This window comes from Pseudomonas sp. JUb42, assembly GCF_024807945.1.
Taxonomy (GTDB): Bacteria; Pseudomonadota; Gammaproteobacteria; order Pseudomonadales; family Pseudomonadaceae; genus Aquipseudomonas.
Genome location: NZ_JANUFD010000005.1, coordinates 368,474 through 383,464 on the forward strand (window position 1 = coordinate 368,474; position 14,991 = coordinate 383,464).

A 14,991-nucleotide genomic window follows, 5' to 3' on the forward strand; every position below is an offset into this window, starting at 1 on the left:
CCGGCCGCTTCGCGGGCAAGCCTCGCTCCCACCGAAGACTCATGTAAGCCCGAAAACAAAACACCCCGCCAGAGACAGACTCTGGCGGGGTGTTTTGGCGCAACGAGAAAGCCGTAGGAGCGGCTTCAGCCGCGAGCTTAGTAGTAAGCGTTTTCTTTCTGCGTATGGTCGGTCACGTCGCGCACGCCGGTCAGTTCCGGGATACGTTCGAGCAGGGTGCGCTCGATGCCTTCACGCAGGGTCACGTCAGCCTGACCGCAGCCCTGGCAGCCACCGCCGAATTGCAGAACGGCAACGTTGGCCTCGCCCTCTTCAACCACGTCGATCAACGTGACCTGACCGCCATGACTGGCCAGGCCCGGATTGATCTCGGTTTGCAGGTAGTAGTTGATACGCTCGTTGATCGGGCTGTCGGCGTTGACCATCGGTACTTTGGCGTTCGGTGCCTTGATGGTCAGCTGGCCGCCCATGCGGTCGGTGGCATAGTCGACGACGGCGTCATCGAGGAAAGCCTCGCTGAAACCATCGATCCAGGCAGTAAAGCTTTTCAGGCCGATGGCCTTGTCGTCAGACTTTTCTTCGCCGGGCTTGCAGTAGGCAATGCAGGTTTCAGCGTACTGGGTGCCAGGCTGGGTGATGAATACGCGGATGCCGATACCGGGGGTATTCTGCTTTTGCAGCAGATCAGCCAGGTAGTCGTGGGCAGCGTCGGTGATAGTAATAGCGGTCATAAAAATTCCTCGCAGACTTGGCGCCAGTCTACGCCAAACGTCTGCGCCACACAAAGTCCTAGTATTTTTGTCGGGAATGATTCTCAGCCTTCCTGCCACACAGGCTGAGCACCCACCTATTCTTTGATTTGGAATGAAATCCTGTGGGAGCCGGCTTGCTGGCGATGGCGATGGATCAGTCACCGAAGTCATTGCGAGCGCTTGGCACTCGATCGCCACCAAGGCGGCTCCCACGCCCGGCAAACCGACTCACTCTACAGATTTTCATACCTGTTCATATCCAGAACCCCCGCCTCCCGTGGCTCGGTCTCGCGGATATAGCGGTCCAGATCATGGAAGTAGTTCCAGAACAGCGGATGGCTGCGGCGTATACCCCAGTGCTCGACGATCCTGTCGAACTCCGGCTGATGCCGCACCTTCTGCATGGCCTCGACAAACGCCGGAACGTCGCCAGCCGGAACATTGAACAGGAAATTCGGGTAGCTGCTGATCACCCCCGGATAGATAGTCAAGGTGTCCAGGCCCGGCTGATAGCGTGAAGACTCACCCAAGAGAAACGCCACGTTAATGTGGGCCCGATTGCGCAGCATGCTGTACATCACCCGCTTGCCGCGGCTGTCTTCGATGCGCAGCATAGTTGCTTCCGGCAGGTAATCGATCACCTTCAAGCCAGCGGCGGGACGCGAAGCCAGGCGACTGAGCACCTGTTCCACCTGCTGGAAGCTGGCACTGATGCCGGGCCGCGAGCAGTCGCCAGTGCAGCGGTTGATCGGGTCGGGCGCGGCATCCAGGGTTCCGGCGCGCTGTACCAACTTAAGGGCAAAATCGCGCTTGGGGTCCTTGGGATCGAGCTGCATGCCGCTGGGCTTGTCGTCGTCGATCTTCTGGTAATCCAGCCACATCTTGAATTTGCCGCCTTCCTGATACCAGTCGGCGAGAATTTCGTCGCGCTTGTCGGCAGGCATCAGGCGCAGGAAATTGACCTCGGCACCGTTGCGGATCAGGTCGAAATACAGGCGAGTCTGCGCTTGATGGGAGACGTTGCCGTACACATCAAAATTCACCGCCAACTGGTAATAGGTGCGCTCCAGCAGCGGATAGTCGAACAACCATAGCGACTGCGGTACATCGCCGATCAGGCCCTTGTTCACCGAGGCGCTGTCGAAATGGCGGAAGACCGTCAGCAGCGCGTTGTCATTGCCCGCCCACAGGGTCGACCAACTCGGCGGCGGCATCTGCGCGTAGGCGTCGCGGCGCAGGTCTTCGTACTCATTGCGCTTGTCCCGATAGTCGCGCCACAAACCCAGTACGCTGCCAACGTCATCGTTCTGCCCCGGCATGGCCAGCAGTGGCGTGGCCTTGCTGCGGTAGGCGGCATCGAATACGTAGCGGTCATGGGCCGGCTCCTGGAACAGAACCCAGAACTGGTCACGGATCACATCCGTGGCAATCTGCCCACGACACACCGGACCACGAATAAAGGTGCGCACGAAGTACTCGGCGTTATCCAGCATGAATTGATAGCGAGCCACCGCCGGGATCGCTTCGAAGGTATCGAAAGGATTGGCCCGGCGCTCCGGCCCGTAGCCAGGCAAGGACGTCGCCCGCCAAGTGCCGCTGTAGAACAGCTGCTTGACCCGGTCGAGCTTCTGCGCGTTGAGCGGATAGGTGATGTGGGTCTTGTGCACGATCACGCCCTGCACCGGCATCAGGCGGTAATAGACCTGGGTGCCGGGGTCGTCGTTGGGACGGCGGGTGGCGATCAGGTCGATGGCCTGGCCGCTGGGCGTACGCGAGCGCACCCACTGGAAGAAATGCTCCTGATCGCCATTGGTGAAATAGATATGGGCCAGGAATAAATGCTCGTAAAGCCAGCGCCCGACCAGGGCCTCACTGGAGCCGGGGCGGTTGAGCAAGGCTTCCCAATCGGCAATCTGCGCCGCTTCCATGGCATTGGCCTGGATCGCCTGCTGATCCACCGGCGCGCCGGCCGCCAGCCAGCGCTGCACGGTCTGGTACTGGGCATCGGTCAGGCCGGTAACGGCCATGGGCATGCCTTCTTTGGGATGCGCCGCCGCATAGGTATTGAATTCATTGGGTGCCGGGCAGCTGTTATCGCGATTCAGGCCCAGGGCAATTTCTTCCGGCAGCTTGGCATTGGCCTGTAATGGCGTGCTGTGACCCAGTTCGAGCATGCGCGACATCAACGCCGCCTGGCTGCCCTGGGCATCGAGGACCGAGTAGAAACCCTTGTGGCGCCAGGCTTCGGGGCCACTGGCATCGTAGAAAATCCGCGTCGGTGCTACGGCGGTAGAACGATCGCCCTGATACACCGGCACTTTGGAAGCACCGCGCAACGCACCTTCGCCGCTGCCCAGATTGAGCTGACAGGCGGCGTCGTTGCAGGCATGGCAGGCCACGCACTTCTCGGTAAGAATCGGCTGGATATCGCGGGTATAGGAAATTTGCGGCAGCAGGTCCTCGGCACAGGCAGCTGCACTGATCAGCATTAATACAATGCTGACCATCGAACGTAACGGCATAACCTGCGTCCCAGGATCAAAAATCGCAATTCTACAGAGAGCCACAAAGGCTCAACATGAATGATATTCATGCAAAACCCTTAACAACGCTAAATCCGTTCGGGTTTGCTATCATTTCGACCTTTCTGTATCGACCCGTCCAGGTAGCCCTATGTCTGACCGCAGCGCCCGCCTCCACTCGTTCCAGCAAGCTCTCAAGCAGAGGATCCTGATCCTCGATGGTGGCATGGGCACCATGATCCAGAGCTATCGCCTCGAGGAAGAGGACTACCGTGGCAAGCGTTTCGCCGACTGGCCGAGCGACGTCAAGGGCAACAACGACCTGCTGGTCCTGACCCGCCCTGACGTCATCGGCGCCATCGAGAAGGCGTATCTGGACGCCGGGGCCGACATTCTCGAAACCAACACCTTCAACGCCACCCAGGTGTCCCAGGCCGACTACGGCATGGAAGCATTGGTGTATGAGCTGAACGTGGAAGGCGCGCGCCTGGCCCGCCGGGTCGCCGATGCCAAGACCCTGGAAACCCCGGATCGCCCGCGCTTCGTTGCCGGCGTCCTCGGCCCGACCAGCCGCACCTGCTCGCTGTCCCCGGACGTCAACAACCCCGGTTATCGCAACGTTACCTTCGATGAGCTGGTGGAAAACTACACCGAGGCCACCAAGGGCCTGATCGAGGGCGGCGCCGACCTGATCCTGATCGAAACCATTTTCGACACCCTCAACGCCAAGGCGGCGATCTTCGCCGTGCAGGGCGTGTTCGAGGAACTGGGTGTCGAGCTGCCGATCATGATTTCCGGGACCATCACCGATGCGTCCGGCCGTACCCTGTCGGGCCAGACCACCGAAGCCTTCTGGAACTCGGTCAGCCACGCCAAGCCGATTTCCGTGGGCCTGAACTGCGCCCTGGGTGCCAGCGACCTGCGCCCGTACCTGCAAGAGCTGTCGACCAAGGCCGACACCCATGTGTCCGCCCACCCCAACGCCGGTCTGCCCAACGAATTCGGCGAGTACGACGAATCCCCTGCAGAAATGGCCAAGGTCGTCGAAGAGTTCGCCCAGAGCGGCTTCCTCAATATCGTTGGCGGCTGCTGCGGCACCACCCCAGGCCATATCAAGGCCATCGCCGAAGCGGTGGGCAAGTACGCGCCACGGGAAATCCCGGATATCGCCCCGGCCTGCCGCCTGTCGGGCCTGGAGCCGTTCACCATTGATCGCCAGTCGTTGTTCGTCAACGTCGGCGAGCGCACCAATATCACTGGCTCCGCCCGTTTTGCCCGCCTGATCCGTGAAGAGAACTATACCGAAGCCCTGGAAGTCGCCCTGCAGCAGGTCGAAGCCGGTGCCCAGGTAATCGACATCAACATGGACGAGGGCATGCTCGACTCGAAAAAGGCCATGGTCACCTTCCTCAACCTGATCGCTGGCGAGCCGGATATCTCCCGCGTGCCGATCATGATCGACTCGTCGAAATGGGAAGTGATCGAAGCTGGCCTCAAGTGCATCCAGGGCAAGGGCATCGTCAACTCCATCAGCATGAAGGAAGGCGTCGAGCAGTTCATTCATCACGCCAAACTGTGCAAGCGCTATGGCGCGGCAGTGGTGGTGATGGCCTTCGACGAAGCCGGCCAGGCCGATACCGAGGCGCGCAAGAAAGAAATCTGCAAGCGCTCCTACGACATTCTGGTCAATGAAGTCGGCTTCCCGCCGCAAGACATCATCTTCGACCCGAACATCTTCGCCGTCGCCACCGGTATCGAAGAGCACAACAACTATGCCGTGGACTTCATCAACGCCTGCGCCTACATCCGCGACGAGTTGCCGTACGCCCTGACCTCGGGCGGCGTGTCCAACGTGTCGTTCTCGTTCCGTGGCAACAACCCGGTGCGCGAGGCGATTCACTCGGTGTTCCTGCTGTACGCGATCCGCAACGGCCTGACCATGGGGATCGTCAATGCCGGGCAGCTGGAAATCTACGACCAGATTCCGCAAGAACTGCGCGACGCCGTCGAAGACGTAGTGCTCAACCGCACGCCGGAAGGCACTGACGCCCTGCTGGCGATTGCCGACAAGTACAAGGGCGATGGCAGTGTCAAGGAAGCCGAGACCGAGGAATGGCGCAGCTGGGAAGTCAACAAGCGCCTGGAACATGCGCTGGTCAAGGGCATCACCACCCATATCGTCGAAGACACCGAAGAGTCACGCCAGTCGTTCAAGCGCCCTATCGAGGTCATCGAAGGCCCGCTGATGTCGGGCATGAATATCGTCGGCGACCTGTTCGGCTCGGGCAAAATGTTCCTGCCGCAAGTGGTCAAGTCCGCACGCGTGATGAAGCAGGCCGTGGCCCACCTGATCCCGTTCATCGAACTGGAAAAAGGCGACAAGCCGCAAGCCAAGGGCAAGATCCTCATGGCCACGGTCAAGGGCGACGTGCACGACATCGGCAAGAACATTGTCGGCGTGGTGCTGGGTTGCAACGGCTATGACATCGTCGACCTCGGCGTGATGGTCCCGGCAGAGAAGATCCTGCAAGTGGCCAAAGAGCAAAAGTGCGACATCATCGGCCTGTCCGGCCTGATCACCCCGTCCCTGGACGAAATGGTCCATGTCGCTCGGGAAATGCAGCGCCAGGACTTCTACCTGCCGCTGATGATCGGCGGCGCGACCACCTCCAAGGCTCACACGGCGGTGAAGATCGAGCCCAAATACAGCAATGACGCCGTGATCTACGTCACCGACGCCTCCCGCGCCGTGGGCGTGGCCACCCAGTTGCTGTCCAAGGAGCTGAAACCGGCCTTCGTCGAGAAGACCCGTCTGGAATACATCGACGTGCGCGAACGCACCTCGGCCCGCAGCGCCCGTACCGAACGCTTGAGCTACGGCGCGGCGGTGGCGAAGAAGCCGCAGTTCGACTGGGCCAGCTATACCCCGGTCAAGCCGACCTTCATTGGCAGTCGCGTATTGGACAACATCGACCTCGATGTTCTGGCCGAATACATCGACTGGACGCCGTTCTTTATCTCCTGGGACCTGGCTGGCAAGTACCCGCGCATCCTCACCGATGAAGTGGTCGGCGAAGCGGCCACCAGCCTGTTTGCCGACGCTCAGCAACTGCTGCGCAAACTGATCGACGAGAAGCTGATCAGCGCCCGTGCCGTGTTCGGCTTCTGGCCGACCAACCAGGTCGATGACGACGATCTGGAAGTCTACGGCGAAGACGGCAAGCCCATGGCCAAGCTGCATCACCTGCGCCAACAGATCATCAAGACCGACGGCAAGCCGAACTTCTCCCTGGCCGACTTCGTTGCGCCCAAGGCCAGCGGCGTCACCGACTATATCGGTGGCTTTATCACCACCGCCGGTATCGGTGCCGAAGAGGTTGCCAAGGCGTATCAGGACAAGGGCGACGACTACAACTCGATCATGGTCAAGGCCCTGGCCGACCGTCTGGCCGAAGCCTGCGCCGAATGGCTGCACCAGCAGGTGCGCAAGGAGTACTGGGGTTACGCCAAGGATGAAACCCTGGATAACGAGGCGCTGATCAAGGAGCAATACCTGGGCATCCGCCCTGCTCCCGGCTACCCGGCCTGCCCGGACCACACCGAGAAGCGCGCGCTGTTCGAACTGCTCGACCCGATGCCTGCCGGCACCCCCGAGCACACCCCGGGCCGCAGCGGCGTGTTCCTCACTGAGCACTACGCGATGTTCCCGGCGGCAGCGGTCAGCGGCTGGTACTTCGCCCATCCGCAGGCGCAATATTTCGCCGTGGGCAAGGTCGACAAGGACCAGGTGGAAAGCTACACCGCGCGCAAAGGCCAGGACCTCAGCGTGACCGAGCGCTGGCTGGCGCCGAATCTGGGGTATGACGAGTAAGGGCAAACGCAGAACCTGCAGGAGATCCAATGTGGGACCGGCTTTAGCCGGTCCCACAAAAGCCTGTCAGGCTCAGGCACATCTGCACAGGACCACCTAAGCTTGCTGAGGCCCCTAACCCCAGCGAGCACCCCTCATGGACAAGCTCCCCCCCGCCAACAAACCGCCAACCTTCTGGCAGATGCTGCACAGCGTCATTGCCGCGGCCTTCGGCGTGCAAAGCAGCAAAAATCGCGCACGGGACTTCAGCAACGGCAAGCCAGTGCATTTCGTCATGATGGGGTTGCTGTTCACCATTCTGTTCGCCTCGATACTGCTGGGCGTGGTGCAGTTAGTAGTGCATCTGGCCAATAGCTAAGGCTGGATGCGCTTCGGCGAAAACGGTTTATCCGCACTCCCCTCGCTGCCTTCCATACTGTACTGGCGCACGTCGATGCCGCGATCAGCGCGCTTGTTGGACGCCACGAACCCCGGAACATCGCCTGCACTCAACAGCTTGAGCACCCGCACCTGCCGCGCGCCCGGATTAAGCCGTTCAGCGATGCTGGCACGGTCGTAGTCATGCAACAGCAGCATGGCCCAGCCACCAATAGCGATGTGCCCCACGGCCAGCACATTCAGCGTGCCCTCGGCCAAGGCCTTGAGGGCCTCTGGCGAGCCATTGATGGTGGCGAACAACACATCCTTGCCGGGCTGCTTGCCCACCTCACGCACGGCGTCCATGGCGCCGTAGGCCATCTGGTCACTGGCGGCCCAGATCAACTTCACCTGCGGATAGCGCTTGAGCAGCACCCGCGCCTGTTCCAGAGCCCGATCACGGCGCCAACCGCCCAAAACAATCTGGCGCAAATGGACTTCCGGATGTTCGGCCAAAGCACGATACATACCCTGTTCGCGGCGCAGGGAGACCGGCGTGGTGTTGGTACCGGAGAACGCCAGCATCTCGATGCTCTCACCGGCGGCAAGGGGTGGATGCAGGCTCATCAGCTGATTGGCGATCAGGTAACCGCCCTCCTCGTCATTACCGATCAGACTGCCGATCAGGTCAGGGTAGCGTGATGGCACGTCGCCGAGGATTTCCGTTTGGCTGGCGGTCAGGGTGTTGTTGACAAGGAACAGCTTGACCCCGCTGCCCTGGGACAGACGCAGGATTTCAGGAGCCACGTTCAACTCATTGGAAAACACCAGATAGTCTGGCCGCGTCGGACCTTGCAGACTGTCCCGGGCAAGATCGAGAAGGGTCCGGGTATCGCGATCCGAATACAACACCGTCAGCGACATGCCGAGCCTCTCGGCCGCCGCCTGCATGAATTTCGAATACGACGCCCAATAGTTGTCCGTGGCCGAGCCGGGATTCAGAAAAATCACCGAGGCGGCCAGACTTGTATTCACCCAAAGGCTGCTTGCGACTATGAGCCAACAGCAAAAAAACCTGTTCATGGTCACGAGGCCTTGTAAAACAGCAAAAGCATGCCGACTTGAGAAACCCACCTGCCTCCCTTTATCGGCGGCTTGCCTGGAAATCTAAAGCCAGACAAGCCCGCCTCGCACACTTACTGATGGCTAACCCAGAACACGGCGGCTCCTACCACCAGGATAATCAGGAAAAAAATGGCCCAGGCATCAACGCTACTATCACTTTTCACGGTTTTAGGGTGATTACTCATCGCATCGCCTCTTGTCGGTTTTATTAGGCTGCGTGGCCCGGAACACGGGGCGCGCCCATTGACCACACCCCCAGTTAAGCCGAGCATTGCCCTTATCACAAGCAGGGCTATCGGCACTTATAAGCGCCTTAGTCATTTCGGTTATTTGCATATACTCAAACTTCACTTTTGCGTATATCCGCAAACTGGTATCTTCCCCCGGCTCCGTCAGGGAGTGCGCGGCCGTGCGCGCAGAATTGTTTAGATGGCGCAGGAGCAACATTGCTCTGCGGCATTTATAAGCCCGAGAACTGGACCTATATGTACGTATACGACGAGTACGATCAGCGGATCATCGAGGACCGCGTCAAGCAGTTCCGTGATCAGACCCGACGCTATCTGGCCGGGGAACTCAGCGAGGAGGAATTCCGTCCTCTGCGCCTGCAAAATGGGCTTTATGTGCAGCGTTTTGCACCGATGCTGCGCGTAGCCGTGCCTTATGGCCAGCTGACTTCGCGTCAGGTGCGCATGATGGCGAAGATCGCCCGCGACTACGACAAGGGCTATGCCCACATCAGTACCCGTCAGAACGTGCAGTTCAACTGGCCGGCACTGGAAGACATCCCCGATATCCTGGCTGAGCTGGCTACCGTGCAGATGCACGCGATCCAGACCAGCGGCAACTGCCTGCGCAACGTCACCACCGACCAGTTCGCCGGTGTCGCAGCCGACGAACTGGTTGATCCGCGCCCATGGTGCGAGATCGTCCGCCAGTGGACTACGTTCCACCCGGAATTCGCCTACCTGCCGCGCAAGTTCAAGATCGCCATCAATGGTTCGACCACTGACCGCGCCGCCATCGAAGTGCACGATATCGGCCTGGAGCCGGTACTCAACGCCGCCGGTGAGCTGGGTTTCCGCGTACTGGTAGGTGGCGGCCTGGGCCGTACTCCGGTAGTCGGTGCCTTCATCAATGAGTTCCTGCCGTGGCAGGACCTGTTGAGCTACCTCGACGCCATCCTGCGGGTATACAACCGCTACGGCCGTCGTGACAACAAGTACAAGGCGCGGATCAAGATTCTGGTCAAGGCCCTGACCCCTGAAGTCTTCGCCGAGAAGGTCGAGGCGGAAATGGCCCACCTGCGTGGCGGCCAGACCACCCTGACCGACGCTGAAGTCGAGCGCGTGGCCAAGCACTTCGTTGACCCGGACTACAAGGCCCTGAGCAATCAGGACGCCGAACTGGCCGCCCTCGATGCTCAGCACCCCGGTTTCGCCCGCTGGCGCACCCGCAACGTACTGGCGCACAAGAAGCCTGGCTATGCAGCGGTGACCCTGTCGCTCAAGCCTACCGGCGTAGCGCCTGGCGATATCACCGACAAGCAACTGGACGGCGTCGCCGACCTGGCCGACCGTTACAGCTTTGGCCAGCTGCGCACCTCCCACGAGCAGAACATCATTCTGGCCGATGTCGAGCAGAGCCAGTTGTTCACCATGTGGAACGAGCTGCGCGAGCAAGGTTTTGCCACGCCGAATATCGGCCTGCTGACCGATATCATCTGCTGCCCTGGCGGTGACTTCTGCTCCCTGGCCAACGCCAAGTCGATCCCGATTGCCGAGTCCATCCAGCGCCGTTTCGACGACCTGGACTACCTGTTCGACATCGGCGAGCTGGACCTGAACATCTCCGGCTGCATGAACGCCTGCGGTCACCACCACGTCGGCCATATCGGCATTCTCGGCGTGGACAAGAAAGGTGAAGAGTTCTATCAGGTGTCCCTGGGTGGCAGCGCCAGCCGCGACGCCAGCCTGGGCAAGATCCTCGGCCCGTCCTTTGCCCAGGAAGTGATGCCGGATGTGATCGAGAAGCTGATCGACGTGTACGTGGAGAAACGTACCGAAGACGAGCGCTTCATCGACACCTACCAACGTATTGGCATCGACCCTTTCAAGGAGCGCGTCTATGCAGCGAATCATTAAGAATCACGCGGTCATCGACGAAACCTGGCACCTGCTGCCCAAGGAAACGACCCTCGATGGCCTGTCCAACTGCGACGACCTGATCGTGCCCCTGGCCCTGTGGCGTGATCACGCCCATGCGCTCAAGGCCCGCGATGGCGGCCTGGGCGTCTGGCTGGACAGCGACGAAGAAGCCGAGGAAATCGGTGATGACGTCGATCAGTTCCAGGTCATTGCCCTGAACTTCCCGGCCTTCACTGACGGGCGCAGTTACTCCAACGCGCGCCTGCTGCGTGATCGCTATGGCTATAAAGGCGAGCTGCGAGCCATTGGCGACGTGTTGCGCGACCAGTTGTTCTACCTGCAACGCTGCGGCTTCGACGCCTTCGCCATTCGCGCCGACAAAGACCCGTACGAAGCCCTGGAAGGTCTGAACGACTTCTCGGTAACGTACCAGGCAGCGACTGATGAGCCGCTGCCGTTGTTCCGTCGGCGCTGATTCGCACTGAAATACAACCTGTAGGACTGGCTTTAGCCGGGAGAGCGCTCTCGCGGCTGAAGCCGCTCCTACAGGAATATCGAGCTTTTTCAGTCGCTCCTCTTTTCTCCCGCCAACTCCTCCTCCGTCAATCGCTTCATCAATGCCCGTTCATCATCACGCCGTTGGCGCATCAGCGCATCGGCCGCGTCCTTGTAGGCCGCATCGCTCATAGACTCCTTCTCCAATCTTTCATCCAGCGCTTCCATCCGTTCTGCGGTCGGCTGCCGACAGAGCACGAACCGATCGGCGTAGTGGCGCTCAAGGTAATCCACCCAGAATTCACGGCCGAGAGCAAACTCCGCCAGGCGTGCCGTAGTTTCGTTGCCGAGAACGATCTGCCCGGTACGCGCAATGACCTGCAGCGAAACATCCGCAACATCGCCATAGACCATTCTGCGGGTATTGATCGGCAGCTCCAGGCGGCTGGCCAGCCTTGTGCGATAGGCCAGTATCACCTCGACATCCTCGACGAAATCGATCCTGCCAGCAGCATCTCGGCGAGCAATGGCATCTACCTCTTCGAGCCGGTAAAGGCCACGCAACAACTTCAATAACGACTGCCCTTCAGCTCCGGCAACAACCTGGGCCCTGGCCCGGCTGACCAGCACCTCCAGTTCCATGTTGCTGAACATGACCGCCGCGCCATCGGCACAGGTCTGCGGATGAGCGGCCATGCCCGCCAGACGACCGCGCAATGCCTGGTCCTGCGCGCTCGCTTCCAGCACCCTCCACACGCGTTCGCTGACACCTTCAGGGTCGATCTCGAAATCGGCAGAACCCTGCTGCCTGGCAATCACCTCGAAGAAATCGGTCGCGTGCTCCTGGGTCAACAGCAGATCCCAGACATCCCTGCGCCTGGCACGCTGCGCCATCGGGGTTCGCGCCAGCCAGAAGTCGAGGCTCCCGCCCTGTGGCTGCTCGACGAGGGGCACCCGCAGGATCGCCAAACGACCGCGCGCTATCGGAACTAACGGGTTGCCATCGAGCAGGCTGTGCTGCAGCAACCTCCCCCGCTCGAAAAAGGCTTCAGGCAGCGTGGTGATCAGGTTATTGCGCAAATCCAGAGCCAACAGATTGGGCAGATCACAGACCCCGGCCGGCAGCGCGCTGATGCCGGTATGACGCAGGAACAGATTGATCAGCTCGGGCATGCTGCTCACATCCAGCATCGGGCCCAGCGGGTTGAAGGACAGGTCCAGTTGCTTGAGCCTTGGCAACGTCCTGAGGGTATTCATCATCTCGAGACTGAGTTCGATACGGTTATTGGCCAGGCTCAAGCGGGTCAGTTGCGCCAACCCCCTTATGCCGTCGGGCACCCGCTCCAGAAAGTTATGCTCAAGATTGAGCCAACGCAGGTTCGGGCATTTGATCAGCAAGCCACTGGCATTCAGATGCGAGGTAAAAGTTGCCGACAGGTTAATGGCGGTGACATGACTGAAATCACCCGGCAATGGCGGCAGATCGCCCAAGGGAATGCTTGCCAGATTGAGCATATAGCCCTCGATATGTCGCGCCGCCAGGCCTTCGACCGGGGTTTGCCGCTGCCAGCAACGCTTGATGATATCGGCCGCCCGGCTGCGGGCTTCTCTTGATACGGGAATCGAAACGCCGTCGATCCTTGGGCCCCAACGCAACGGACCACTGATCCAACGTTCAAGGCTTTGCTCCAGCTCCTGATAATCCGCTGCCAGTTGCAGCAGCTGCACCTCCAGCGCCACACCACTGCCACGCAGCCCGGCAAGAAACTCAGCCACCTGCTGCGGTGAGAAGCCCGGATACAACGCCTTGACTCGCTCATCCAGTGACAATCCCGGCACCCAAGGCTCACCCGCCGGTACTGGCGGCCCGCTATCCATGCCGCCCTTTAGCCCGCCTTTATCGATATCCCATTGGTCGTTGGGCAGTTGCCGGACGAAGGGCCCGACCTCGCCCTTGCCATCAGGGGAGATGATTCGCCATTGGCGCACAGCGTCTTCCCAGCGAACCTCATAGGCCTTGTCATGAATAGTGAGTAAGTAACGACCATCGGCATGATGGATATCGAGCATGCCGTTGGGACCGGGGATCGTCGGCGCGCCCTCAACAGTGCTGGCCGGCGCCTCGAAAGTACGCAGGGACTGGCGTAGCGATGGGCTAAGGGAGGCCAATCCGGGCGGCTGACTGGTAAATCGTAGCGCGGCCTGCGGCTGTGCCAGAGTGACGCTCGATTCGACCCGGTCAACCGCAGCCTCTGCTCCCTCGACAGCACCGATGAGTTCCCCGGCAGCCAGGGGCACGGCATTGAACAGCCCAAACTCAACGCGCTGCAGCCCCTGTTGACGCTGCTTCAGGCTGTTGCTTCGGACAATCTGGGCAGTGCCGGTGCCAATCAGGGTGACGGACAGACCGGCAATAAATGGAATGGCTTCAGGCACGACCAGAGCAATCACGCCAGTCACCAGCAGACTTCTGGACAGTCCTTCGCTCAACCCATTGAGCAGCGCGTCGGCCGATGTACGGATCACCGAGCCTGCATCCGAGTTCAGGCGTTGCTGCATCCGCCTGCGCAGCAGCACGAAGGGATCGCCGCTGATCGTCTTGCCTGCGTGAATCAGGTGCCGGGGCGGCCAGGCGCCACTGTCGTAGCTGAGCCAATGGGGATAGACCGCCACACCTTCCAGTGTCGCACCCAAACCACTCACAAACAGACCGTCGTGATCATCCCGTTCACGGAAATGCAGTTCCAGCGCCGCTCGCTTGCGCGGGTCACGGCATTGCGCCGCCAACCAGTCAGCCATGGCATGTTCATCGGCAAAGCCATGGACGGGAGAAGAATTGCCCGGAATATACAGCAGCACACGCGGGTGGCGCGTGTCCCGAATCAGCAGGATATCCGTCGAGGTATAGCGATGGATCTTCAACGGGGCGATCTGCACATGGGGGGCCGCACGGGTCGGGCCCTCAAGCTGATCAGGCGTCAATGTGCTCCACTGCTGTGTATCTGGCAGCCCCACGGCGCTGAGTGCCAGCAACCGGTCCACCTCACTCAGGCTGTTCTCAGCGGCCTGGAGCAGCACCGCTTTGATAAACGCCGCCTTGATCAATACCGGGTAATGGCGGGCATTCACCGACCAGAACTTCTTCAGATACGCCTGATAGCGCTTACGCAGATCCAGGTCTTTGACAAACGCCTTGAAGACCTCGGGGCTTACGTTGACGTGGGTCGAGGGGTCATATATCTGGGGAAAGCTGTCTTTGTACAGGCCTTCGCTGAGGAATACCCGTGCATCTGCCGCCAACTGCTCGACCTGCCGCATTGCGATGCCGCCGTCGCGATAGGGCACGGCATGACCAATACCGTTCAGCCAGCCAAAGTGCTTTTGATAGCGCTTAACGGCGGCTTCGGTCAGCGTCAAGGCGCTGAAAATCGTCGCGGGACAAGGCGTTGAGTTTTCATTGAAAGTCAGGGTGACGATGCGCGTGGCATCCGGGTCGAGATCAACAGACCAGTGAGTCTTGGCGTATTTCCTGATCTGGGTGCGAGCAAAGCCACGCGGGCTTTTGACGATCTTGCCGTGGGCGGTGATATAGGCGGCCATCAATGGATGGTCGGCCGGGTAGACAATAGTGTTCGGCATAGTGGGCCATTTCATTCAATTGGAAGAAATGGCCAGCCTATCAACGCGTTTTGCAGAAAAAGCTTAAATAGATACCGCAGCCA

The 14,991-nt window shown here is 60.2% G+C and carries 8 protein-coding genes; 4 read left to right on the forward strand and 4 right to left on the reverse strand.

Annotated features, from left to right (window positions below; translation table 11 throughout):
• Nucleotides 1-137: 137 nt before the first annotated feature.
• Nucleotides 138-731 (reverse strand): Fe-S biogenesis protein NfuA, encoded by a 594-nt coding sequence (nfuA, locus tag M2401_RS12800; protein WP_259103197.1) that lies wholly within the window; start codon nucleotides 729-731, stop codon nucleotides 138-140.
• A gap of 254 nt (nucleotides 732-985) precedes the next feature.
• Complete coding sequence (locus tag M2401_RS12805; RefSeq protein ID WP_259103198.1) at nucleotides 986-3,274, reverse strand: fatty acid cis/trans isomerase; 2,289 nt, start codon at nucleotides 3,272-3,274, stop codon at nucleotides 986-988.
• Between the two features lie 151 nt (nucleotides 3,275-3,425).
• Here M2401_RS12805 and metH point away from each other — a divergent pair, with 151 nt between their 5' ends.
• Both metH and M2401_RS12815 read left to right on the forward strand, forming a co-directional pair.
• Entirely contained in the window at nucleotides 3,426-7,145 is a 3,720-nt protein-coding gene (gene metH / locus M2401_RS12810) for a methionine synthase (RefSeq protein WP_259103199.1), read from the forward strand.
• Between the two features lie 136 nt (nucleotides 7,146-7,281).
• A complete protein-coding gene (locus M2401_RS12815; RefSeq protein WP_259103202.1) occupies nucleotides 7,282-7,503 on the forward strand; it encodes a DUF2970 domain-containing protein in 222 nt (73 codons plus the stop codon).
• Here M2401_RS12815 and M2401_RS12820 read toward each other — a convergent pair.
• Complete coding sequence (locus M2401_RS12820) at nucleotides 7,500-8,585, reverse strand: ABC transporter substrate-binding protein (protein WP_259103204.1); 1,086 nt, start codon at nucleotides 8,583-8,585, stop codon at nucleotides 7,500-7,502. The genes M2401_RS12815 and M2401_RS12820 overlap by 4 nt on opposite strands.
• 527 nt (nucleotides 8,586-9,112) lie before the next feature.
• Between M2401_RS12820 and M2401_RS12825 the strand changes: the two genes are divergently transcribed.
• A complete protein-coding gene (locus M2401_RS12825; RefSeq protein WP_259103303.1) occupies nucleotides 9,113-10,771 on the forward strand; it encodes a nitrite/sulfite reductase in 1,659 nt (552 codons plus the stop codon).
• Complete coding sequence (locus M2401_RS12830) at nucleotides 10,755-11,249, forward strand: DUF934 domain-containing protein (protein ID WP_259103205.1); 495 nt, start codon at nucleotides 10,755-10,757, stop codon at nucleotides 11,247-11,249. The genes M2401_RS12825 and M2401_RS12830 overlap by 17 nt, the downstream gene beginning before the upstream one ends.
• Before the next feature lie 89 nt (nucleotides 11,250-11,338).
• On the opposite strand, the gene M2401_RS12835 is transcribed toward M2401_RS12830, so the two are convergent.
• Nucleotides 11,339-14,908, reverse strand: coding sequence for an NEL-type E3 ubiquitin ligase domain-containing protein (locus M2401_RS12835; protein WP_259103206.1), 3,570 nt, complete (start codon nucleotides 14,906-14,908; stop codon nucleotides 11,339-11,341).
• Nucleotides 14,909-14,991: the final 83 nt, after the last annotated feature.

Coding starts and splice junctions, on each gene's coding strand:
- M2401_RS12825 (WP_259103303.1), top strand. CDS start 9,113: ATGTACGTATACGACGAGTACGATCAGCGGATCATCGAGGACCGCGTC.
- M2401_RS12835 (WP_259103206.1), bottom strand. CDS start 14,908: ATGCCGAACACTATTGTCTACCCGGCCGACCATCCATTGATGGCCGCC.
- M2401_RS12830 (WP_259103205.1), top strand. CDS start 10,755: ATGCAGCGAATCATTAAGAATCACGCGGTCATCGACGAAACCTGGCAC.
- M2401_RS12805 (WP_259103198.1), bottom strand. CDS start 3,274: ATGCCGTTACGTTCGATGGTCAGCATTGTATTAATGCTGATCAGTGCA.
- M2401_RS12820 (WP_259103204.1), bottom strand. CDS start 8,585: ATGAACAGGTTTTTTTGCTGTTGGCTCATAGTCGCAAGCAGCCTTTGG.
- M2401_RS12815 (WP_259103202.1), top strand. CDS start 7,282: ATGGACAAGCTCCCCCCCGCCAACAAACCGCCAACCTTCTGGCAGATG.
- nfuA (WP_259103197.1), bottom strand. CDS start 731: ATGACCGCTATTACTATCACCGACGCTGCCCACGACTACCTGGCTGAT.
- metH (WP_259103199.1), top strand. CDS start 3,426: ATGTCTGACCGCAGCGCCCGCCTCCACTCGTTCCAGCAAGCTCTCAAG.